This window comes from Clostridioides sp. ES-S-0010-02 (assembly GCA_020641055.1).
GTDB lineage: Bacteria > Bacillota > Clostridia > Peptostreptococcales > Peptostreptococcaceae > Clostridioides.
This window is the reverse complement of record CP067345.1, coordinates 2,248,711-2,273,427: the sequence shown is the minus strand read 5'-3', so window position 1 is coordinate 2,273,427 and position 24,717 is coordinate 2,248,711. Positions and strand designations below refer to the sequence as shown.

Annotated in this window: 22 protein-coding genes and 1 pseudogene; 19 read left to right on the top strand and 4 right to left on the bottom strand. The window is 26.5% G+C overall.

Translation table 11 applies throughout. The features are described from left to right. The first annotated feature begins 3 nt into the window (after window positions 1-3). The 9 genes from JJC01_10300 to JJC01_10260 all read left to right on the top strand — a co-directional run bounded on the left by JJC01_10300 (window position 4) and on the right by JJC01_10260 (window position 11,363). Window positions 4-843 carry a prephenate dehydrogenase gene (locus JJC01_10300; protein ID UDN56590.1) on the top strand — a complete coding sequence of 280 codons (840 nt, stop codon included), beginning with the start codon at window positions 4-6 and terminating at the stop codon, window positions 841-843. Between the two features lie 274 nt (window positions 844-1,117). Further along, complete coding sequence (locus JJC01_10295; protein ID UDN56589.1) at window positions 1,118-3,295, top strand: EAL domain-containing protein; 2,178 nt, start codon at window positions 1,118-1,120, stop codon at window positions 3,293-3,295. Between the two features lie 33 nt (window positions 3,296-3,328). Further along, complete coding sequence (locus JJC01_10290) at window positions 3,329-6,784, top strand: diguanylate cyclase (GenBank protein UDN56588.1); 3,456 nt, start codon at window positions 3,329-3,331, stop codon at window positions 6,782-6,784. 16 nt (window positions 6,785-6,800) lie between these two features. Next, the gene (locus JJC01_10285; protein ID UDN56587.1) at window positions 6,801-7,538 is read left to right on the top strand and encodes a YdcF family protein; all 738 of its coding nucleotides are present in this window, start codon (window positions 6,801-6,803) and stop codon (window positions 7,536-7,538) included. A gap of 245 nt (window positions 7,539-7,783) precedes the next feature. Further along, complete coding sequence (locus JJC01_10280; protein ID UDN56586.1) at window positions 7,784-8,095, top strand: hypothetical protein; 312 nt, start codon at window positions 7,784-7,786, stop codon at window positions 8,093-8,095. A 15-nt stretch (window positions 8,096-8,110) separates the two neighbouring features. Next, window positions 8,111-8,440, top strand: coding sequence for a hypothetical protein (locus tag JJC01_10275; protein ID UDN56585.1), 330 nt, complete (start codon window positions 8,111-8,113; stop codon window positions 8,438-8,440). An 11-nt stretch (window positions 8,441-8,451) separates the two neighbouring features. Then, a complete protein-coding gene (locus JJC01_10270; protein UDN56584.1) occupies window positions 8,452-8,661 on the top strand; it encodes a helix-turn-helix transcriptional regulator in 210 nt (69 codons plus the stop codon). Between the two features lie 1,133 nt (window positions 8,662-9,794). Then, window positions 9,795-10,817, top strand: coding sequence for a peptidase M56 (locus tag JJC01_10265; GenBank protein UDN56583.1), 1,023 nt, complete (start codon window positions 9,795-9,797; stop codon window positions 10,815-10,817). A gap of 198 nt (window positions 10,818-11,015) precedes the next feature. Further along, window positions 11,016-11,363 carry a cupin domain-containing protein gene (locus JJC01_10260; GenBank protein UDN56582.1) on the top strand — a complete coding sequence of 116 codons (348 nt, stop codon included), beginning with the start codon at window positions 11,016-11,018 and terminating at the stop codon, window positions 11,361-11,363. 130 nt (window positions 11,364-11,493) lie between these two features. Here the strand turns inward: JJC01_10260 and JJC01_10255 are convergent. From JJC01_10255 to JJC01_10245, 3 genes and pseudogenes are all read right to left on the bottom strand, one after another. Beyond that, window positions 11,494-11,997: pseudogene (locus JJC01_10255) on the bottom strand (ABC transporter substrate-binding protein). Between the two features lie 22 nt (window positions 11,998-12,019). Beyond that, a complete protein-coding gene (locus tag JJC01_10250) occupies window positions 12,020-13,528 on the bottom strand; it encodes a recombinase family protein (GenBank protein ID UDN56581.1) in 1,509 nt (502 codons plus the stop codon). 208 nt (window positions 13,529-13,736) lie between these two features. Further along, window positions 13,737-14,591 carry an AraC family transcriptional regulator gene (locus JJC01_10245; protein UDN56580.1) on the bottom strand — a complete coding sequence of 285 codons (855 nt, stop codon included), beginning with the start codon at window positions 14,589-14,591 and terminating at the stop codon, window positions 13,737-13,739. A 376-nt stretch (window positions 14,592-14,967) separates the two neighbouring features. Between JJC01_10245 and JJC01_10240 the strand changes: the two genes are divergently transcribed. The 7 genes from JJC01_10240 to JJC01_10210 all read left to right on the top strand — a co-directional run bounded on the left by JJC01_10240 (window position 14,968) and on the right by JJC01_10210 (window position 20,659). Continuing rightward, window positions 14,968-15,249, top strand: a complete 282-nt coding sequence (locus JJC01_10240) for a hypothetical protein (protein UDN56579.1) — start codon at window positions 14,968-14,970, stop codon at window positions 15,247-15,249. A gap of 308 nt (window positions 15,250-15,557) precedes the next feature. Beyond that, entirely contained in the window at window positions 15,558-16,061 is a 504-nt protein-coding gene (locus tag JJC01_10235; protein UDN56578.1) for a GNAT family N-acetyltransferase, read from the top strand. Window positions 16,062-16,372: 311 nt separating this feature from the next. Further along, the gene (locus tag JJC01_10230; GenBank protein UDN56577.1) at window positions 16,373-17,041 is read left to right on the top strand and encodes a VanZ family protein; all 669 of its coding nucleotides are present in this window, start codon (window positions 16,373-16,375) and stop codon (window positions 17,039-17,041) included. A 178-nt stretch (window positions 17,042-17,219) separates the two neighbouring features. Beyond that, on the top strand, window positions 17,220-17,735 hold the full coding sequence (locus tag JJC01_10225) for an RNA polymerase sigma factor (GenBank protein UDN56576.1): 516 nt from the start codon (window positions 17,220-17,222) through the stop codon (window positions 17,733-17,735). Continuing rightward, window positions 17,732-18,493, top strand: coding sequence for a hypothetical protein (locus tag JJC01_10220; GenBank protein ID UDN56575.1), 762 nt, complete (start codon window positions 17,732-17,734; stop codon window positions 18,491-18,493). The genes JJC01_10225 and JJC01_10220 overlap by 4 nt, the downstream gene beginning before the upstream one ends. A 37-nt stretch (window positions 18,494-18,530) precedes the next feature. After that, the gene (locus JJC01_10215) at window positions 18,531-19,397 is read left to right on the top strand and encodes an ABC transporter ATP-binding protein (GenBank protein UDN56574.1); all 867 of its coding nucleotides are present in this window, start codon (window positions 18,531-18,533) and stop codon (window positions 19,395-19,397) included. A 20-nt stretch (window positions 19,398-19,417) separates the two neighbouring features. After that, on the top strand, window positions 19,418-20,659 hold the full coding sequence (locus JJC01_10210) for an ABC transporter permease subunit (protein UDN56573.1): 1,242 nt from the start codon (window positions 19,418-19,420) through the stop codon (window positions 20,657-20,659). Window positions 20,660-20,803: 144 nt separating this feature from the next. Here the strand turns inward: JJC01_10210 and JJC01_10205 are convergent, their stop codons facing one another. Beyond that, a complete protein-coding gene (locus tag JJC01_10205) occupies window positions 20,804-21,382 on the bottom strand; it encodes an ABC transporter substrate-binding protein (GenBank protein ID UDN56572.1) in 579 nt (192 codons plus the stop codon). Between the two features lie 379 nt (window positions 21,383-21,761). On the opposite strand from JJC01_10205, the gene JJC01_10200 reads away from it, so the two are divergent. The 3 genes from JJC01_10200 to JJC01_10190 all read left to right on the top strand — a co-directional run bounded on the left by JJC01_10200 (window position 21,762) and on the right by JJC01_10190 (window position 24,674). Beyond that, complete coding sequence (locus tag JJC01_10200) at window positions 21,762-22,496, top strand: class I SAM-dependent methyltransferase (GenBank protein ID UDN56571.1); 735 nt, start codon at window positions 21,762-21,764, stop codon at window positions 22,494-22,496. 515 nt (window positions 22,497-23,011) lie between these two features. Next, a complete protein-coding gene (locus JJC01_10195; GenBank protein UDN56570.1) occupies window positions 23,012-23,698 on the top strand; it encodes a response regulator transcription factor in 687 nt (228 codons plus the stop codon). Beyond that, window positions 23,685-24,674 (top strand): HAMP domain-containing histidine kinase, encoded by a 990-nt coding sequence (locus JJC01_10190; protein ID UDN56569.1) that lies wholly within the window; start codon window positions 23,685-23,687, stop codon window positions 24,672-24,674. The genes JJC01_10195 and JJC01_10190 overlap by 14 nt, the downstream gene beginning before the upstream one ends. Window positions 24,675-24,717: the final 43 nt, after the last annotated feature.

Genomic DNA, 24,717 nt, shown 5'->3' with positions numbered 1-24,717 from the left:
ATAATGAATATTGTTGTTGTAGGATTAGGAGTTATAGGAGGTTCTTTTGCTAAGGCATTGAAAAAAGCTGGATATGAAGATGTGTTTGGAGTAGATATAGATTCTGAAACTCTGAAAAAAGCAGAAGAGTTAGAAATCATCAAAAAAGGATGTACTACAGGGAAGGAATTTTTCAAACAAGCTGATTTGATTATATTATCTATATATCCTAGATTAATTGTAACTTTTTTAGAAAATAATAAAGAGTATTTTAAAAGAGGAACTATAATTACTGATACCACAGGAATAAAAGAAGTTCTTATAAATGATGTCTTAAAAATTATTCCAGATGATATAGATTTTATATTTGGTCATCCAATGGCAGGTAGAGAAAAAAAGGGAATTGATTTTGCGAGTGATGAGGTATTTAAAGAAGCAAATTATATAATTACTCCAACTGGCAGAAATAATATAAAAAACTTGGAGTTTGTTGAGAATTTAATTTTAGAGATAGGATTTAAAAGAGTAAAAAAATTAACTGCACAAAAACATGATGAAATGATAGCTTTTACATCTCAATTACCTCATGTAATGGCAGTTGCTCTTATAAATAGTGATGAAGAAGGTAGAGATACAGGCAAATTTATTGGAGATAGCTATAGGGATTTAACTCGTATTGCAAATATGAATGAAGACCTATGGAGTGAACTTTTTTTAGGAAATAGAGATAATTTATTAAAATCTATAGAAAATTTTGAGATGGAAGTGAATTTAATAAAAGAGGCTATCTTTAATAATGATAAAAATAAACTTGTTGAATATTTTAAAACATCTTCAGTCAGAAGAGAGTATTTAGAAAAATAGACTCTTATTTAAATTATATAAATTTAAAATTACATGTAAGTGGGTATAAATATAAACAATAACATATTTAATCATATTAGTCTTATTGTTACTAATGTAATTAAATATGCTATTGCTGTATTTATACCCTTAATTTTATTATCCTATAAATAATACTTATTTAATATGTTCTTTATTAACAATTTATAAAACTCAATTGTAAAAAAGAGTTTTTAATAGTAAAATAAAGTGAATCAACTAAATATAACTAGTGGAGAGGGTGAGGTGTAGCTACTTGAAATATAGTAGGCAAATATTAAAAAGTATATTAATAGCATTTATGGTACTATTCTTTTTTAGTGTATTTGCGTTTTTTTATATAAGTAATATGGATAATGTATTAGAATATGAGACAAAGAATTATTTATCAGAAATTAGTGAAGAGAGTAAGATTGCAATTAATAGTAAGTTGAAAAGTAATTTAAATGAATTAGAAAGTATTTCTAAGTTTTTAGAAATAGAAGATAATTTTAATTTAGAAAAAACTTTGAAAATCTTGGAATCATATAATAAAAATAGTAACTATAATAATATTGGTATGATTTTACCTAATGGCAAAGGCTATGCTAAAGGTATTTTTGGAACAGATTTTTCAGATAGGGATTATTTTAAGTTGGCCATTAAAGGTACAGCTAATATATCAAAGCCTTTAATAGATAAAGATACTGGAAAATTGACGAAAACATATGCAGTCCCATTATACAATAATGGTAAAATTGTTGCTGTTATTGCAGCTGATTATGATGTTGAGTTTGTATCTGAGTTTTTGTCTATTTCAACTTTTAATGGTGAAAGTTTTTCACTTATATGTGATAGTAATGGTGAAATAATTATACCATCTTATCACAAAAATTCAAATTCAAATATTACAAATCTTTCACAAGTTAATTTTAAAAAAACATTTACTTTTAAAAATATGAAAATATCGGATAAAGGAGTAGTAGAGGCTAAAGAATCAGGAAAAGAAATTTATATGGCATATACTTCTTTAGGAATAAATGACTGGTTTATAATATCAATCGTTCCAAAGATAGTTGTATCTAAAAAGCTAAACAATTTAATGATGATTACAATTATTGGATGGATTATACTTTCATTTTTGTTTTTAGGTGTTATACTGTACATATTATATTCAAAAGCAAAGAGTCAAAAGACTATAGAAAAAATAGCATATACAGATCTTGTAACTGGTTATTCAAATTGGCGAAAATTTGAATCAGATGCTATAAATTTACTAAAGAAAGCATCACAAAATGATAAACATGCAATGGTAACATTTGATATTGATAAATTCAAAGCAATTAATGATATATATGGCCATAAAAAAGGCAACTCAATTTTAAAAGATATTGCAGATACATTAAATAATATGACTCATGATAATGAGACTTTTGCTCGTGTTAGTTCTGATAATTTTAATATCTTATTAAAATATAATACAAAAGAAGATATAGTAAATACTATTAAAAAAATCATTATTAGTAATGACTTTGTAAATTTGTCTTTTGGAATCTATGAAATTAAGGATAAGAACTTATCTATAAGTGCATATAGTGATAGAGCTTCACTTGCGAAATTATCAATAAAAAACAATAGAGATATAAATTTTGCTTTTTTTAACGATAAGTTAAGGGATAAGTTATTACTTGAAGATAAAATAGAGAAAGAGATGGAATATGCACTTGAAAATAATCAATTTATAATGTATTTACAACCAAAATACAATATTAAATCAGATAAATTTTGTGGAAGTGAGGCACTGGTTAGATGGCAATACACAGAAAAAGAATTTATATATCCAAGTGATTTTATTCCTATATTTGAAAAGAATGGTTTTATTACAAAAATTGATATGTACATACTAGAACAAGCTTGCAAAGAAATTAGAACTTTATTTGACAAAGGTATTTTACCTTTACCTATATCTGTGAACTTTTCAAGAGTTGATTTTTTAAAAAAAGATTTTATCACAAAAATAGTTAATATATGTGATAAATATAAAATACCATATAGTTTAATAGAAATTGAAATTACTGAATCTAGTATGTTTGGTGATACGGACACTCTATTTGATGTAAGTAGAAGACTTCAAGATATTGGATTTATAATTTCAATGGATGATTTTGGGTCAGGATATTCTTCTGTAAATATGCTTAAAAATATACCTTTAAATGTAATCAAATTAGATAGAGGCTTTTTTATTGATGATAAGAATATTGATAAAAGTCAAATTGTTATAAAAAGTATAGTTTCGCTTATTAAACAATTGGGAATAAGAGTCGTTGCTGAAGGAATTGAAACAAAAAGTCAGGTGGAAATGTTAAGGGAAGCAAATTGTGACATTATTCAGGGTTATTATTTTTCAAAACCATTACCAGTTAAAGAGTTTGAGAAATTAGTCTATAAAATATAGGTCAATAAATTTTAATTTGGAGGTGGTAAGTAAGTGATAAGAGCAAAATCGTTGAAAAGCGTAATGAGTATTATATTAATATTTTTATTCACAATAATTTCTTTTTCTGATTTTGCATTTAAAACTAATGTTCAAGAAGAAGAAAACAATAAAGTTAGTTTAAAAGAAATATCTTTACAAAGTTCTAATGCTATAAAAATAAAGCTAGACAGTTCATTATCATTTGTTAAGAGTATAGCGAATATGGTTTCATATTTTGATACTATAGATAATCCTGAGATAATCCCGTTATTAGCTAAAATATCAAAAGAATCTGATTTTCAAAGAATATCAATTGCTTCTCCTAATGGAATAAGTCGTACTAGCGATGGGAAAGTTGTTGATATATCAAATTACCAATATTTTAAGAAAGCTATTAGTGGAGACAGTAACATATCTGAAGTAGTAAAATCTCCTATTGATGGAAAAGATACTTTTGTTATAGCTACACCTGTATACAAAGAAAATAAAGTGATTGGTGTTTTATATGGTTCATACTATAATGATAAATTAGCTGAATTCATTGACATAACAAGTTTCAACAGTGAAGGATATATAGATATATTTGAATCTAGCGGACAATTTGTTTTGAAATCTTCACATACAAATGCTATAGTTGGAGCAAGTAGTAATATATACGATATATTCAAGGAAGCTTCTTTTGATGCTGGTTATAGCTATAAAAAAGTATATGAAGATACAAAACATAAAAAGAGTGGATTTATTTCATATAAATACAAAGGTAAAGAACGTTATGCAACATACACACCAATAGGTGTAAATGACTGGTATGTTCTCTCAGTAATACCACAATATACTGTAAGAAAAAATATTGATAAAATAAATCAATTAGCATTTTCTTTAATTTGTAAGGTGTTCTTATTATTTATTGCACTAATAATATATATCTTCTATAAAAATAATAAATCACAAAAGCATATTCTAAAAGCCAATAAGGAAATATCATCTATTACAAATAGCATTCCTGGAGGAGTTCAAAAATGTACTGTTGATGAAAAATTTGAGTTTGAATTTTTAAGTGATGGATTTGTTGATTTGTTTGGTTACACAAGAGAAGAAATAAAAATGCAATTTAATAATAGTTTTTATAAAATAATACACAAAGATGATGTTGAAAGAGTAAAAAAAGAAATCTCTGAACAACTTTATAAAAATAAAACTATTGAATTGGAATACAGAGTTAGAACTAAAAGTGGTGATATAGTCTGGATATCTGATAAGGGGGAACTTATAGTAGAACCTGATGGTAAAAAATATCTTTATTGTGTTACAGTAGATATTACCAAAACAAAACAATTAGAAAAAGAAATGGAACAAAAGAATTTAGAACTTGAAATGGTATCAGAAAATATATTAGGCGGAATACTTATAACAGAATTTGATGAAGATTTTACTATACAATATGCTAACTCTGGTTATCTATCAATGATTGGATATACACGTAAACAGTTAGAAGATGAACTCCAATATAAATCATGTAATCTTGTTTTTTATGATGATAGAAAAAAGATTCTTGAAAATTTAAGACATCAGTTGATTATTGGAAATATCGCTGTAGGTGAATATAGAATAAAGAAATGTGATGGCAAGATGATATGGGTTTCTTTAAAAGGAAGGCTTATTACTGATAGTGATGATAGCAAAAAAGGAATTTGGATTTTAACTGATATAACTGATTTAAAAAATGCAGAACAAAAACTTAGAATTAATGAAGAAAGATTTAGAATTGCATTAAATCAAACATCAAATATTATATTTGAGTATGATATAAATACAAAATCTCTTGTAAATACTAATAAGAGTATGGAAAATTATAATATTGATAAAATAAATGAAAATGTTCCTTATTCCTTAGTTGAAGCAGGAATTATTTATAAAGACTTTAGTGAAGATTTTATAAAAATGTATGAGAAGATAATAAGTGGAGAAAAAACTGCAAGTTGTGTTGTTAAAATAAGAGTTCCAGATCAAGGCTACATATGGAACAAAATTACATTAACTACTATTTTTGATGAAGATGGTAAACCTATAAGAGCTATTGGGATACAAGAAGATATAAGTGAACAAAAAGAAGCAGAAATAAGATATAATCAAGCATACAAATATCATTCCGCTATATTATCAGAAGCAATAATAACCTATGAAATAAATGTATCAAAGGATATTTTTATAAGGGGTAATGAAAATTGGTATCGACAATTTGGAATTAAACCAAGCAATGACTACTCTGAAATGGTAAAATCTATATCAGAGACTGTTATTTATAAAGATGATAAAGAAGTCTTTTTAAATACATTTTTATGTAGACATTTATTAGAAGCCTATAAAAATAATATAAGTGAAATAAAGTTGGAATATAGAAGAATGAATCAAGATGATAAAATGATTTGGGTACTTTGTACAATGCATTTAATAAAAGACTCTATTACGAATGATATAAAAGCACTTGCTTATATTAAAGATATCGACGAACAGAAAAATGAAGAAATTAAATTAAAATTAAAAGCTGAAAGAGATACTTTAACAGGATTATATAATAAGGGTACTACAGAAAATCTTATTAATGATTTTCTAAATTCAGAAGAATCAAATTCAGGAATTCATGCCTTTTTAATTATTGATATAGATAATTTTAAATCAATAAATGATAATTTAGGACATGTTTTTGGAGATAAAGTTTTGTATGAAGTTTCTAAACAACTAAAGCCTATATTTAGAAATAATGATATAGTGGGGCGTATTGGTGGTGATGAATTTATAGTATTCTTAAAGAATATTCAATCTTTTGAAAATGCTAAAAGTAAAGCAGAAAAAATATGTAATATATTTAGAAATTCTTATACTGGAAATAAAAAAACGTATAAGATATCAGGTACAGTTGGAATTTCATTCGTACCAGAACATGGAGCTGTATTTGAAGAACTTTATAAAAAAGCAGACATGGCACTTTATTATGCAAAGAATAAAGGAAAAGATAAGTATTCACTTTATAATGATTGTATATGTGAAAATAAACTTGAAACCGATATAAGTAAGGGTAGTGTGAAAGAAGAAAGTCTAAAAGGTGAAATTGAATATGAAGATTCTAATCTATCACTAAAAGAAGTTCTTGATTCTATTGATAATTATATATATATAGTAAATCCGAATACTTATGACCTTATTTTTATTAATAATAAGGTCTCAAATTTAGACTTAGAAATAAAAATAGGAGATAAATGTTATAAATCATTATTAAAATCTAATATTCCTTGTAATAACTGCCCGATTAATGGATTAAAAGAAAATAGAGATTCAAAATTTAAAACAGAGACAAATATATTTGGAGAAAATGTATCAATTGCAAGTTGGATTAATTGGATAGATGGAGAATATAACTGTCTTATAGAGTGCATAGATATTTCTTTATATAAAAACAAAAACAAATAAAAAGGATTATAGAAATATGATTAATTTAATATTGGGTTTAATATTTATAATTTACTATTTTTATCTTAAAATAGTTTTTGGTGGTATTTCATTTAGTGGATTTTTCTTAGTTATAGGAATACTATTAATTGTTTATCGAATCTTAAAAAAGAAAATTAAAGAAAAGAAGGTTTTTTATAAAGTGCTAAAAATACTAATTAGTGTTTTCTTAATAGTATTCATGATTACTGAAAGCTTAATAATCTTTTATCCTAAAAATAGTTTTGAGACAAAAAGTGATTATCTTTTGATTTTAGGAGCTTCTGTAAAAAAGACTACACCAAGTACTACATTGAAGGGAAGATTAAACACTGCTTTAAAATATTTAAAAGTTAATAGTGAATGCTATGTAGTAGTATCAGGTGGTAAGGGTAATGGAGAAAATATAACTGAGGCAAAAGCTATGAAAGATTATCTTGTTAGAAATGGTATAGATAGCAATAGAATAATAGAAGAATATAAATCTACAAATACTTATGAAAACTTTAAATATTCAAAGCTAAAGATAGAAGAGCATAGTAGAAAAAGAATAAAAAATATAAAAGTAAAAATTGTAACAACTGATTTTCATGTTCTTAGGAGTAAAATACTAGCATCTAGAAATGAATATAAAAATATTTCTTTTTACGCTAGTAAGTCAAAGCTTTCATTTGTTCCAACATATTATACAAGAGAATTTTTTGCAATATGGAAAACAATTGTTTTTGATAGGTGAAAGTGATATGTGACAAATAAAAATACTAGATATAAATCATAAATTTATATCTAGTATTTTTTATGTAAAAATCCAATGCAGATTTCACAGTATGAATTGACCTTGAAGAAAGGCGATAACTGGAAGATAGTAAGGTAAATCATAAAAGCGTGCATTTCTATATAAGATTTGCATACTTTTAATTTGACAATAAAACTTTGCAAAAGTTATTGACAAGTAAACTTGGCAATAAAAGGAGAATATAGATGAATAAAGAAGAAATTTTAGAAAGAAGTAGACAAGAAAAATCAGATGAGGGATATTTATTCGTATTAAATAAAGGTCAACGATATGGAACTTTATTATTTGTAGGTATAATAGTACCGCTCATTATCTTAAATCTTATAAAATTAAGAACAACTGATTTATCCTTATTATTAACTATATTATGGGGCTGGTTAACTGGGAACTATTATGGGAGTTTTAAGGCATTAAATAAAAAGAGTGGCTTTATTATCCTTCTCTCTTCTATTATAACATTGAGTAGTTTTATCTATTACATTACACAAGTATTTTAAGAAAGGGGAATTGATATGAATAAAGAAGCTGTTTTAAACAAGGCAAAATTGGAAAAAAACGAAGAATTTGAAAACACAGTAAGTCAAAAAGCTACTGCAATTGGTTCAATTGCTTTAGCGATTATTTGTGGTGTTGTTTTCGCAGTCAAAGTAGTTGTATCTGACATGAGAGGTCTTGAAAAAGTAACACCATTCTATGATATTTTAGCTGTATTAACTGGCTATGTATCAGTTGCTTATTTTGTTGTTTACAGAAAGATAAATGAGAAAAAATATTTGCTGATAAGTATAGGGGCTTTAATTATTTTTGCACTATGTATTTTTAAATTCATTTATACGTTATAGGTAGAAGTGATATGGAAAAAGAAGAATTGATATTAAAAAATAGTTTGAAAGAAGCAAGGTCAGAAGCAAAATTATCTCAATCAGCATTAGCAAAAATGGTTGGAGTATCACGTAATACTATTAGTTCAATAGAAACAGGACAATTCAATCCTACTGCTAAACTTGCATTGATTTTATGCATTGCATTAGATAAAAAGTTTGAAGATTTATTTTTCTTTTAGGATGGATTAATTTATGAGAATAATAGTATGCCTATTCATAACTGTAACTGCGAAAGTATTATTAACTCAACAAAGAAGAAAAGAAGTGAAAAGAGAAGCACTAATCTAAATAGATTGTAATGCTTCCCTTTTTTCTTTAAAGTACTATTGGTAAATATTCATAATATTAAGATAAATCACTATGAAAATAATTTCAAGTTTATCTTAATTATTTAAAAATATAAATGAAGCTTTCAAAAATCAATTTAGTTTACATAATATAAATATAGTTAACTTTTTAGATTCGCTTGTAGCTTAAACATCAAATTACACATTTAAATAGATTTTAAGGAAGTTTGTATGAAATATGTATAAAACATAGCGTGGTTTTATAGAGTGCATTTAAAATCCAAAATGCGGAGAGATAAATTTTGGCTGAAATTTATAAAAATGAAATTTATGAATTTAATTAAAAAAATAAAAGAAAAGTTTGCTAAAATAAAAAATAGAAACGCAAATATTTTTAATGGAAATTTATGCGATACAACGAGTCTTTAATTTGAAAAGGATTTGAATGAAAATAAAATTCGATAAATTCTTTGTGGTAGAAATATGGTATAGCTAAAACAAAAAATATAAAGTTTAAATAATTTAATGTAAAAACTATTTAGAGTGGTAAATTAATATGCTTGATTTCTATAAATTTTAAAAATATAAATACAAATATAATGTTTATGAGAATCCTAAAAAGATGAAAAAATAATAAAAAAAACAAAAAAAATTACTGGCATTTCACTGACAAATAAACGATTTATGTTTATACAAGCATTGAAAAAACCATACTATTAAAAAAGGGCATAAAATAATATATTTTATGCCTTTTTTTAATAATATAGTTTTAAGTATAAATTATATTTAATATAATAAATTTTAATTAGCCTAAATAGCTTCGTGATAAACCTGATTTGGTAAGGAGAGAATTAAATAAGTTTATTGGTAAGTATAAGTAACAAAATAATACTGGTAAATTTTACTAATGGCAATTATAATTACTTTATACATAAAATTAAATACAAAATACTAATATTGAACTGATTTTTAAAAATTGTTAAATAAACATATTGAAGAATAGATATAATAGGAGAGAAGAGTCTATGAGTTTGATTCTAAGTGATATTTTTAGAACGGTTTTAGTAAGTAATTTATTCCTAATTCTTTTATTAGTATTTAGAATAAGTGTATTTAAAAGATTTAGTAAAAGATTTAATTATTATATCTGGTTTATTGTAGTTATTAAACTCTTGCTACCATTTACATATTATACTTTTACATTTAATACATTGAAATATCAAGATAGTATTAAAAAGATAAACTTAGAAAACTTTAATAATATTTCTATTTCTAAAAGTGGCATTTTAATATTTATTTGGATTATTGGTGCAATAGTATATTTAATTTACAATATTTTGAAATATATAAAACTCAAAAATTTAATTAATGATTTATCTTATGAGATAGATGATAAAGATATAATCAAGCTTTATGAAAATTTATTAAAGGAACTAAAAATAAGTAAAGATATAAAACTTAAATACACTTATGAAGTTGAAACACCTGCATTTTTTGATTCATGTGTTCTTTTGCCACCATGTGAATATACATTAAAAGAACTTGAATGGATATTTAGACATGAACTTATACATTTTAAGAATAAAGACCTTTATATTAAATATTTAGTGTTATTTTTAAAATGTGTTTATTGGTTTAATCCTTTTATGTATATTATGGATAAGATTATAGATTTAGATTGTGAACTTTATTGTGATGAAAGAGTTTTAAAAAATTGTAATATAGAAGAGAAAAAAGAGTATGCTTTAATTATCATAAATATGATGAGAAAAAAATTAAATTATTCAAATAAATTTGTAGCTGGTTTACATCAAAAATCAGATATTCAAAAACGTGTTTATTATATGTTTAGTGAAAAATATAAAGGAAGCACTGTTGTAGTATTGTTTTTATGTTTATTTTCATCAATAATGTATTTAAAATTAGAATTTATCTCTACAAACTTTTTGAATAACTCTATTTCAAATTCAACATATATTGAAAATAGAATCAAAAGTAAACCAACCTATGAAAAAAACATTAGAATAGAAAATCAAGATAATCATTAAATATATGTAATGAAATAATTTCTGTGTTAAAAGGTTAAGATGTAAGTTTAATAAAAACATTAAAAAATTTAATTTATATTAAGGAGTCATAGTTACAAGTAAAAGAATTTTATTCCTATTATGTATAAGGAGAATACTATTTTTTTATATTGGAATAATAATAGTAAATCTATAATATAGAAAAGAGGTATTTATAGTATGCATGAAAATAAAAAGAATCTATTAGATGGAAGCTTAGCTCAATATAATGATGCAGCAGTACCAAAAATACCAGTATTTGCTGGTAATGATATAACTTCAGAAGTTTATTATTTTAAACCTAATCAAGTTCTTAATGCCCATAGACATCCTAATGGTGAACAAATATTTGTGTTCTTAAAAGGAGAAGGGAAAATGAAACTTGGAGAACATGAGTGTGATGTAAAACAAGGTGATACTGTTTTTGTACCAACAGGAGAATGGCATGAAATTACTAATGGAAGCAATGAGGAAATGGTTGCTGTTCAAATTACAAAAATCAATGCTGGAGCAGAATACAGAGGATAGATATATAGGTATCTTTACGATACTTTAATTTCTATTTTTTAATATAAACTTTAATCTCAATTATAAAAAGAGTCTTTTAAAAGACTCTTTTTATAATTTTTGTAAGCTTTTAGTTAAAACTGATGCATATTTATTTTATATTTTTTATTGCATTATTTGCAAATTCAGTATTTACTATGTCTTTGTAAGGGGCTTCTTTGTCTAATTCCTTAGCTTCTTTCATAACATCCATTAGTTTATTTAAACCTTCCTCTTTTAATACAGGGTTTTGAGACCATGCATCTATTGACTTATATCTATCTACAACTGTTACTAAATCTTCTAGAGATATATCTTCAAAGAAAGGTTGCATAGCTTCGGCGATTTCTTTACTAGGAGCTTTTTGAACCCATAATTGACCTCTGTAAACAGCATTTGTAAATCTTTGAATTAAATCTTTATTATTTTTCATGTAAGATCTAGTAGTAGAGTAAGCTGTAAATGGTATTTCTCCAGAATCTTTTCCTATAGATGTTACTATATATCCGCTGCCTTCTTTTTCCATGGCAGTTGCTGTAGGTTCAAATGCTGTTGTAAAGTCACCTTCACCACCTGCAAAAGCCCCAGCCATTACTCCAAATTGGTAGTCAGTCTGTTTATAACATTGAAATATACAATTAATCTTTTGATATAATGGGGTATAGTATTAAAGAAAAATCATCGCATTTTTGATTAGGCTCTTTTTTATATACAACATGGTCAATTATAGTTTTAAGTAATATATTTTTCAGATAAGGCTCTTTCTCTTCTGTGTATTCTCTTAAAACTTTTTCAAGTTGAGGAATAATTTGCATTCTAACAGTGCTTTTTTCCTTTGCTATTTTAATATCTATATTTACTTTATTTATAGAATTTTTAACATCTTCTATACGTGATGTAAGTATATTTGAACGTTCTATAAATACATCTGAACTATATATTCCTTGTTCTAAAAAATCATGTAATCCTCCCTTTTGTTTCTCTAGGTTCTCAAGTTCTTTTTTTAAGGATGTTAGAGTACATTTTAAATTATCTTCAAATTTATCTTTAAAAACAAGTTCTTCTTTCAAAGATAGCTTATAATCTGTTAGCCATTTACTTAAAACCTCTAAAACTTTATTTTCTAATATGTATAATTTAGTAGATTTGTTTTTACAATTAGTGCAGACTATATATTTTTCATATCCTTTTGATGTTGTATTAGATTTTGCAACTAAAGTATGACCACAATATCCACATTTTATAATTCCAGCTAAAGGATTGGTTATTTTATTGTTTGGAGTAGGTGAGTTACTGCGTTTTTTTCTTATATCTTGCGCTTTATTCCATATTTCTTCGCTTATTATTGGTTCATGTTTTCCTTTTACTTCCATTTGTTCCTCGATGCCTCTAGTCCTACTAGAATTTCTTTTTCTCTCAACTTTATTCCATACTATGTAGCCACAATATACTTTATTTTTTATAATATCTCTTACACCTTTTTCATACCAAGTTCTACCTGTTGTGGTTTTATAACCAAGTTCATTTAGATACTTGGATATTTTACAGGCTCCAATTCCTTTTAAATACATATCGAATATCATTTTAATAACATTTGCTTTATCTTTATTTACTACAAGAATTCTTTCTTTATTGTTTAAGTATTTAATATCATATCCATAGGGAGGAGACTGAGCAATAAACTTACCTTCTTCAATACTTTTAATTTTACCTCTTTGCATACGCCTAGATATTAGTTTTAATTCTTTACGAGCCATAAAAGCTTCAAATTCAGAATATTCTTCATCAAATTCGTCATTCAAATCATAAGTTTTCCTAGGAGTAATAATTTTTGTTTGAGACTTTTTAAAAGTATCTAATATTAATCCTTGGTCTTGCATATTTCCACGTCCTAAACGGTCAATATCCATTACTAAAACAGCATCATAATTATTACTTTTAACTTCATCTAGTAGCTCTAACATCTTAGGCCTATATTCTATACTTTCTCCAGAAATAAGTTCCTCTTTAACATCAATTACATTTAAGTTTTGTTCTTTTGCTAGTTTTAGTAGTGTTGTTTTATGTCTACCTAAGGTTTCAAACTCACCTCTGTGTTCTGCTTCTTCATCAGCTCTGCTTTTTCGCAGATAAATAGAAACATTCATTAAATCACACTCCTTGAATATATTATATTCAGCAGTAAACTGATTATATTTAAAACATAAAAAATAAACATGTAAAAAATAGATTTTATTTTTTAACATGTTTATTTTCACATATATATTCAAGTCTTTGTTATTATAAATAGAACTTCACTTTTGCATAAATTCTATCTTTCTATTTCTATATATCTATATAAATTAAATTTATAGGCTATTTTTTTATAACAGGTATCCATACTTCAAACTTAGAATTTTGTGGGTCTGGATTTAAGTAAAGTTCAATATCAGGACCATTGTCATACTCATATCCGGAAGTAGGTAACCATTCTGTTACAATACGTTTTTCTAGTTCTTGTATAGCTTGTGGGCATTGTCCTTCTCCAGAAAATATTGCCCAAGTAAAAGGTGAAATAGTATATTCATCTAATTTATCATCTATGGATTCTGTGCTTGCAACAGAGATAAAGTATTTCCACTCTTCTGAATCATTACACACACTTACACCTAATACACCTTTTGGTTGGCTATTCATCATAGGTAACAGTTTTTGAATAGTTCCATCTAATGCAGATTGTTGCCACATTTTTGGAACAATCTCAAAGTTTTTTTCTAACTCAGTGTGAAGGCGTTGAGATACACCAACAATACGAAATTCTTCTTTCTTTTCAATTCTATAATTCATTTCTTCAGCTCCTTTTATAGTAACTTTAAAGCTAATTGGAGGAAAGGCCTTTAAATTTATTGTTTCTCCTTTTTGTATAATTGATGGTGCAATACCATGAATACTTTTAAAGGCACGATTGAATGCTGTTGGAGAAGTGTATCCATATTTCAAAGCTACATCAATTATTTTTTTATTATCATTTTGTAATTCTACAGCAGCCAAAGACATACGTCTACGTCGAATATACTCAGAAAGAGGTACATCTGCCATATAAGCAAACATCCTTTGAAAATGATATGTAGAACAACAAGCTATTTTTGACAGTTGTTCATATTCAATTTCTTTTGTTATGTTTTCTTCAATATAGTTAATTGCTTTGTTTAGTTTTTCAATCCATTCCATAAAATCAGCTCCTTGTACTTTTTATAATACCTATTTTAAAATAATTCTTCCTCTCTTTTTATGCACAAATTAACTAGCATAATAAAGTATAGATTTAGTATTGAAAATCAACTTAAATATTAAATCTTAAGTATTAAAGTTATTAATTATATAATTTTTTTATATTTAGTATATCATAGTTTAGCACTTAATTTTATTAGAGTATAATGGTTTTAATTTACTACATAAAGTATCTAATTAAGTGCTTAACTGTATGGAGTATTTTGGATATATATTGCTGTTTTTCATAAATTACACTACTTAAATACTTATAAATATTAATTAAGAATAGGACAATTTTTAATATACATAAAATATAAGAGAGGAGGGGATTTGCATGCCAAAGATAGAAAAAGATTTGGATGGTACAACTACTATAACATACTTTGATGATGATGTAGATGTTCCAACAGACGATAATGGTTATAAAATATCCATGACAGTACTACATGGAAATACTGTATGCCATGTAGTATCTCCTGAAACAACACTAGGAAGAAAGTTTACAATAGGAGAAAAACAGGATAAAGATGATAGAATATATAAAGCAATAGAAAAAATAATGATAGATAGACAATTAAAAGTACAAAACTCAAATAAGGAAGTTGCTAGTAATTAGCACTTCTTTATGATATAAAATAGGACAAATATATTTAAAAACTTAACATTAAAACTTCACTAGTTAATTTATAATAAATCTTTAACTAATAATATACTCATTAAAACTTAGATTACATATGATAATTTCTTATAAAATATTGTTAAGATTTGAAATATCAGTATTATTTTAAAATTTAATTTATTGTATAAAAGAAAACTGGTATACTCTTACTAAAGTAAGTTATATAATTTTTAAAATTTATTACTATAAAAGATTATAAAATAGAAAATAACTATCATAAATATTTTATGTTTAAGGAGGAGAAGATGGAAATTAGAAACGCTGTAATAGATGATGTAGAAAATATAAGTAAGATTTATGCTCAAAGTTGGAAAACAGCATATAAGGGAATTATACCACAGAGTTATTTAGACGATTTAAAGGACGATTTTTGGGTTGAAACTTTTAAAGATTTAATTGGAAACAATAAAATAACAGCTAAAATGATTTTTGATAATAATAAACCAATTGGTTGTATTGCTTATGGCAACTCAAGGGATGATACTTTAAAAGATTGGGGCGAGATAGTTTCATTGTATTTACTTCCTCAGTATTTTGGAAAAGGTGTTGGAAATGAAATATTTCAAAGTGCTCTAGATGATATGAGATTGTCAGGATTTAGTAATATTTATCTTTGGGTATTAGAAGAAAACCAGAGAGCGAGAAAATTTTATGAGAAACATGGATTTTATTGTAATAATGATGTATATACTATTGAGATTATGGATAAAAAAATTACTGATGTACGATACATTTATACTTTCAAATAAAATATAAACTTTATATAAACACTACCTTAGATTATCCAAATCAAATATAGTTATTAAAAATAAAAGCTACCTCTAAATATATAAAATATTTGGAGAGAGCTTTTATTTTTATTTTCAGATAGTATATAAGTTTCAAATTATTATTGATAAATATTAAAGAATATATTTTATAAAATAATTTTTTAATACTGACTTTTTGAAACTGTAAATCGTTATATAAGATAGTAGAAGTAATTTACACTAGATAAATCAATTTTATAAGGATAAAATTACTTAAAGTTTTCAAATTACAAATACTAAGGAGGTAGATTATGAAATTTGATATAATGAAGTTATTTGTGTGTGGATTACCAATATGGGTAATAGTTAGGGTAATTGTACTTATAAATAAGTATAAGAATAAAGAGAAGTATATTTTTTTAAAAGAAATAATGGTCAACATATTTATACTTTATTTATTTATATTAATAAGTTTAGTCATTTTGCCAATAGATACAGATGAAAATTATTTCTCAGGATTTACGATTTATGAAAAAATGAATATAAATCTATTGCCATTTAGAGATTTCATAGAAAATAAGTATACAAATATAAATCTTATAAAAAATAATTTAATTGGCAACACTTTGTTGTTATTACCATTTACATTATATCTATGTTTAATAAAATCAAGTTTAAGAAATTTTAAAAAAACAATTATAGTTAGCTTTTTAATATCATTATCAATAGAAACTATTCAATTAATTATGAACTGCATGTCTATAGTTCCACAGTTAAGAGCTGTAGATATAGATGATTTGATAATGAATACTTTAGGTGGTTGTATTGCATACATTATATTCAAATTATCTTATAGAGGAAAGCTTAAACTTTTTATAGACAAGATATACATAAATAAGGAATTAAATAGTGACTCACAAGAAGCTCTTGAAGAGGATATTAAAATTTATAAACAGGATATTTTAAGAGAGGATAATTAAATTATAATCAATATTTAGTTTTATATATTATACTTAAATTTAAAATAGTTATCAATAAGAGTTTAGCGTTAAACAAAACAGCAAAACAAGGAATAAATAGGGCATTATCTAAAGGTATAAAGTCATTTGAAGATTATCTTTGTTTTAATCGTTATATAGAGTTATGGAGGTGATAATAGTGAATGATTCTAGGATTATAGCACAAATAAAAACAGGTAAAAAAGAATTGTTTGATACTTTAATAGAGAAATATTATAATAGCGTCTATTGTTATTGTTATCGCCATGTAGATAATCAAATGACTGCACAGGACTTAACTCAAGATGTATTTGTAACAGTTATAAAAAATATAAGTAATTATAAACACTATGGTAAATTTGAAAATTATTTATATGTTATTGCTAGAAATAGGTGTAAGGATTTTTGGAAGAAAAAACAACCCCTATATTTAGAGTCACTAGACAAAGAAGAATCTAAACAAGAATTAGTAGATGTAGAAAACAAAATATTTGTAAAAGAAGCCTTGACTAAATTGCCAGAAACAGAATTTGAAGTAGTAATTTTGCGGTATTATCATGATTTGAAATTTAAGGATATTGCTAAAATTATGGATTCCAGTGTATCTGTTACAAAGTATAGGATGAGTATGGCCTTAAAAAAATTAGAGGTATATATGGAAGGAGGCAAAGTATGAATAAGAAAAAAATCAAAAAAAGTTTAATGGAGTATACAGTTCCTAAATATGAAGTTTCAGCTTTTGAAAAGACTATTAAAACAATACATAAAATGACGTTTAGTAACGCTGATAAAAGGATGAATAGTATAGATTTTTTTATCTCTCAAATTGGTTTTATACGAAAAAGAACCTGGATTATACAATTTCTAGTGTTATGTACAATATGTGCATTACTATTCAATACATCAAGAGATAATAACTCATTTTATGAAATATTATCCTTGGTTTCTGTAGCAGTTCCACTTTTTATATTGACTAATATAGAGGAGATAGCAAAAGTATATAACAATAGTGTATTGGAAATAGAATTTTCAACAAAAAATACATTACATAAAATTATTGCTACTAGAATGATTGTTTTTGGAGTAAGTGATTTATTATTTATGTGCGTTATTTTATTACTAGCAAAACAAATAATTGATATCAATACCTTGTATATAATAATTTATATATTAGTACCTTTTAACTTAATGTGTATTGGATGCTTAGAAATTATAAATAGAAATAGAGGTAAGTATACAAATTACTATTGTATGATTTATGGTACATCTCTTGTCTTGTTAATATTTATGCTTGGTACTTTTAAAAACAGTATATATCAATTTGAATCAATAGAGCAATGGTTAATTATTTTTTTAGTGACATCAGTAATATTAATACATGAAATAAAAAAAACATGGAAACATCTTTGTTCATTTGAAAACATTATTATCTAAATAATAAATAACAATATATAGTATTAGGAGGAATTGTATGGAACTAAGTTTAGAATGTCTAACAAAACAATATGATAACAAAATTATAGTAGATAGGATAGAATTCAAGCTAAATGAAGGTATATATGGATTCTTAGGAGAAAATGGAGCAGGAAAAACAACTCTTATAAGAATGATTTGCGGAGTATTAAGCCCAACCTCTGGAGAAGTGAAGATAGATGGTAAAAATAATTTGGATATGGGAGAAGATTTTAGAGATATGATTGGATATCTTCCTCAAGAATTTGGATATTATCCAGACTTTACTGCAAAAGAGTTTATGTTATATATAGCTTCATTGAAAGGGTTAACTCCTAGTTACGCAAAAGAAAAATCGCAAGAATTATTAGAGTTGGTTGGATTGTCAGGTGTCGTTAATAAAAAAATAAGAACATTTTCTGGTGGTATGAAACAAAGACTTGGGTTTGCTCAGACATTGCTTAATGACCCTAAAATTTTAATATTAGATGAGCCAACAGCTGGTTTAGACCCAAAAGAAAGAGTCCGTTTTCGTAATTTGATTTCAGAATTCTCCAAGGAAAAAATTGTAATTTTATCTACTCATATTGTATCTGATGTAGAACATATTGCAGATAAAATTTTAATACTGAAAAAAGGGAATCTCATTTTGGATGGTTCAGTGGAAGCAGTAACATCAAAAATAGAAGATAAAGTATGGAAATGTGTGGTTAATGAAAATGAAGTAGATTATATGGCTAGTAAATATTGTTTGGTAAATATTCATCACTCTGGAGGTGTTGCCACTCTTAGAATTATAAGTGATATAAAACCACATGATAATGCATGTAATCTAAGACCAACATTAGAAGATTTATATTTATATTGTTTTAATGAAGTACAATAAATATGTGTGAGGGGATAAATATGTCTACATTAATTAAGTTTGAATTAAAAAAGATAATAAAAAGAAAGTCTACAATAGCAGTTGTTTTAGGAAGCTTGATTTTAAGTATATTTCTTTTTGCCTTAATGCCACTCAAAGAAAAATCCTATGATGAGAATGGTAAAGAGTATAGAGGGCTACAAGCTATTGAACTTTCAAAACAACAATCTAAATTAAACGAGGGATACATAACAGATAAAAAAATAGAAAACTCAATCAGAGAATATCAAAAAAATTTTAATAATCCAAATAATATTGTAAAAGATGAAAATGGATTTTCAAGTTTTAAGCAAGGTGTTTATTGGAGATTCTTTTATCCAAACAAAACATTTTATAACTTTATAACAGAATCATATAATGCACCAAATGATTTTAATTCTATGATACTTCAATCAATATCATTAAAAAATAGAACTAATTTTTATAAGTTTAGAAATGAAAAAGTAAATACAATATTAAACAGTGAATATTCAGATGGAAATTATGCACAAAAAGAAAAAGAGTTTTGGTTATCTAAGAATAAGAAAATAAATGAACCCTATTTAAATGGATATTATGAAGGCTGGAATTATTTTTTACTGGGTAGAGACTTACTAATTTTCACTATATTGGCTATCTGTATAAGTATAGCTTCTGTATTTTCAGGAGAATATCAATCAGGTACTGATTCAGTGATATTGTCTTCTAAATATGGAAAAACAAAAGTTATAACAGCTAAAATAATAAGTTCCTTTTTATTTGGGACAATTGTTTTTATAATAAATACAATTATATCTATTGGAATTCTTATATTGTCTTTTGGAGTAGATGGATGGAATTTACCATTACAACTTACAGTAAGCTCAACACCATACCCAGTTACATTTTTACAAGCAACTTTATTGAGTATTTTAGTTATCTATATGATATTAATAGCATTAATTGGATTTACACTTTTATTATCTACTTGCATGAAATCGCCTTTTCCCGTTTTAATTACAGATATGGTGTTACTATTTATACCACTGTTCTTAAAATATAGTGAGACAAATTGGCTATATAATCAGATTCTTCGAATTTTACCATCAAATGCTATTTCATTCTCATTTTCTGAGTATGTAAACTACAGATTTGGAAACTTAATAATAGATTTACCTACAATGATTATTTTTACAGGTTTAATATTATCAATTATTTTTTTACCTTTTGTTAAGAATAACTTTAGAAAACATCAAGTTAATTAATATATAATATAGAAATATATGAAAAAAATAATAATACAAAAAAGACATGAATGAAGAGTAATTCATCTATGTCTTTTTATATTATCTTGACATTAAATTTAGTAATAATTATATTATATGTATTTTAGATGCTATAAATCACAGTTATAAACAGACTGATTTTTGTACATCAGTTCTTACGTTGACATTGCCTGCTTTTAAATTTTCTCCAATAGTAAGTCCTTTGTCTTTTAGAACATATTCAAAAGTCATTAGTGGAACGCCACCTTTTCTACCACCTAATATTTCTTTTCCTTTTAAATCATCATATGAGAAATTAGGCATCTTTTCTCTGGCAACTAAAAAACTACCATCTCTTTTAGTTAATTGTGCAAAGTTTACAGCATAATCGTTTTTGTTTTGATTATATACATATATGGAAGCTTCAGGACCCATTAAGCCTACATTTGCTTCACCTGAAATTAAAGCTGCCATAGTTTTATCCGCACCTTGAGTATTTATAAGGTCAATCTTTATTCCTTCATCCTCGAAGAATCCTTTTGTAATAGCAGCATATTGTGGGGCATAAAAAACAGAATGAGTAACTTCTGCAATAGTTACTTTATCTAAGTCTTTAGATGAAGCAGACTTATCATTTTCATCATTAGAGTTAAAATCACATCCAGTTAAGCATATTGTGCTCATAACAATAGAACTTGCAATTGCGATTATTTTTTTAAACATAATAAATACCTCCCATAAGACATCCGAATAATATATAATATTAAATATTTGTTGTAGTTGTTACAAAAATATATACCTATAGAATTTATTTCTACAATAATTTAAAAATAATTTTTATATTTGAATTTTTCAAGTAATCGATTATATTAAATAGATTGTATTGATTATTTGTAAATTAAGATATAAAATTAAAACAGTAATGTTTTATATAAATTATATAGGCACAAAATTTATTAATAATAGATATTAAATTAATTCATATAAATAATAATTTAATTTTATAAATTTAAAAAATGTTATTGTGTAAAGTAGTGAAGATTTGCATTTTATATTTTGGCAAATATAGTTAAACAAGTACAGTTAAAATGGAGGAAATTAAATGAAACAAAATAAATATGATAATGATGAATTTTTTTGTAAATACAGTGATATGGAACGCTCTAAAAAAGGTCTTGAAGGTGCTGGAGAATGGCATACTCTAAAAAAAATGTTACCTGATTTTGAGGGGAAACGAGTATTAGATTTAGGGTGCGGTTTTGGATGGCACTGTCAATATGCAGTTGAAAATGGTGCAGAGTCTGCTATTGGAATTGATATTTCAGAAAAGATGCTAAAAGAAGCAAGAAATAAAACCAAATTTGATAATATAAAATACATATGTATGCCTATTGAAGATATAGACTTCCCAAAAGATTGCTTTGATGTAGTAATTAGTTCTTTGGCTTTTCATTATATTCAATCATTTGAAGATATATGTAAAAATATAAGCAATTGTCTTTCAAGCGGAGGAGATTTTGTATTTTCAGTTGAACATCCTATATTCACTGCATATGGAGCTCAAGAATGGTACTGTGATAAAGATGGAAACAATTTACACTGGCCAGTAGATAACTATTTTATAGAGGGACTTCGAAAATCAAATTTTTTAGGGGAAGAAGTTATAAAATATCATAAAACATTAACTACTTATCTAAATACTTTAGTTAAAACTGGATTTGAGATATTAGAAATAATCGAACCTCAACCAGAAGGGAAATTATTAAATACGATTCCTGAAATGAAAGATGAATTACGTAGACCTATGATGTTACTTGTTTCTGCAAGGAAAAAGTAATAAAAAATAGTGGAATTTTGGTTGCAAGTGATTATGGGATTCTATTGGGTGACACAAGCTATATATTCAAAGAGGGTGAAAGCACTTGTTGCTTTCACCCTCTTTATTACACTATAAACATGTACATTTGACACTGTAAATATAGGTAAGGCATTTATCAAACCTGTATTTACAGGAATATGGTTACTTTCTATAACAATGCAAAATGAGAACTTTCGAAAATTGATTTCATTATGGAGAACTATTTTCAAATGTAAAGATGCTTGTTAAAGCAGTTTTACCAAGACCTCAACTTGTGTATTTCCATCAAAAGAAATATAATATAGCAATGGAGGTGTTACGCGTGAGCTATATAACAACAAAAGAACCCTTGAAAAATTGGGAAATTGCATACATAATAGTGATATGAAATTACTCTGCTGAGCGGATTAAGTAAACAAAAAAATGAAGAATATGTGATTTGTTTCAGCTGATGGACGATATAGAAATAGTAAAGTAAAGGATGGTGAAAACAAATGAAACGAATATTTTTGGTTGAGGACGATAAAGCAATCGCTAAAAATCTTATGCTTTTGCTGCACTCAGAAGGATTTGAAGTCACTCACGCTCCTACACGAGGTGAAGCTATTGCCATACTTTCCAGTAATAAATTTGACTTGGCGTTAATTGATATTTCCTTACCTGACGGAAATGGTTTTACAGTTTGCACAGAAATCAAAGAAATGCAAGATGTTCCTGTTATCTTTCTGACAGCTTCAGGCGATGAGGCGAGTGTTGTTACTGGGCTGAATATAGGCGCAGATGACTATATAACAAAACCTTTTCGTCCACGTGAATTGATTGCGCGAATTGGAACTGCCCTACGAAAAAACGGACGTTCAGAAGCGGCTTTTGAAATCTGTGGGCTTCATGTCGATATGGCAAGTGGCGTTGTGAAAAAAAACAGCAATGAGGTTTTTCTTTCAGCTTTAGAGTACCGCTTGTTGTTGGTGTTTATTAATAACCCCAAAAGTATTATCACGAGGAGCAGGCTCCTTGATGAATTATGGGACGCGGCGGGTGAGTTTGTCAATGATAATACATTAACTGTGTACATAAAGCGCTTGAGGGAGAAGATAGAGAGCGACCCAGCAAGCCCACAAATAATTCTGACTGTTCGTGGGACAGGGTATAGATTGGGGGACGATTATGCTTCGAAATAGAGAGTTTAAGCAGTTTGCTATTTTGTTCTCTTTAATGGCTGTCACCACTGTAACGCTTGGATTTACAATAAATATGGTGGCGGGAATCCTTTCTATTATTTCTGTTACTGCCTTTGGTTTAGCGTTTTTCTCTTTTACCAAAGCTCGATATAAAAATATTGCACAGATTTCTAATCAAATTGATCTTGTGCTTCATAATGCTGACCATCTGTATATTGGTGAATCGGACGAGGGCGAACTTTCCATTCTGCACAGCGAGATAACAAAAATGACACTATGTATTCGGGAACAAAACGATGCGCTGAAAAAAGAAAAAGAACATCTTGCTGATTCGTTGGCTGACATAGCCCACCAACTCCGCACACCTCTTACATCCGCGAATATTATTCTGTCATTGCTATCAAATAGCTCTGATGAAAATCAACGAAAGGCATTGGTGAGGGAAACAGAGGAATTATTTGTAAAGATGGATTGGTTGATTACTTCCCTATTGAAGTTATCTCGCTTAGACGCAGGTATTGTAGTTTTCCAAAGCGAGCAGATAGATGTGAACAACTTGATATACAACTCACTTCGACCATTTCTAATTCCAATTGAACTGCATAACATTGCTTTACAAATAGATGTGCCTAAAGGAATGATTATTCAGGGTGATTCGGGTTGGCTTTCAGAAGCAATTCAGAATATCCTCAAAAATTGTATGGAAAGTGCAGGCGATAATGGGAAGATTGAGATTGTTTGTGAGGATAATCCGCTATTTACTGAGATTACTATCCATGACAGTGGCACAGGATTTGAAAAAGAAGATTTACCTTATTTGTTTGATAGATTTTATCGTGGTAAAAACGCAGAAGCCACAGGATATGGGATTGGATTGGCACTCTGTAAAATAATTATAACACGACAGGGAGGGACGATTACTGCAAAAAATCACCAAAAAGGTGGCGCGATATTTGTAATTCGTTTCCCAAAGTGACTAATCTCTCACCTGAAAGTCACACAGATGTAAGTTGAAAGTT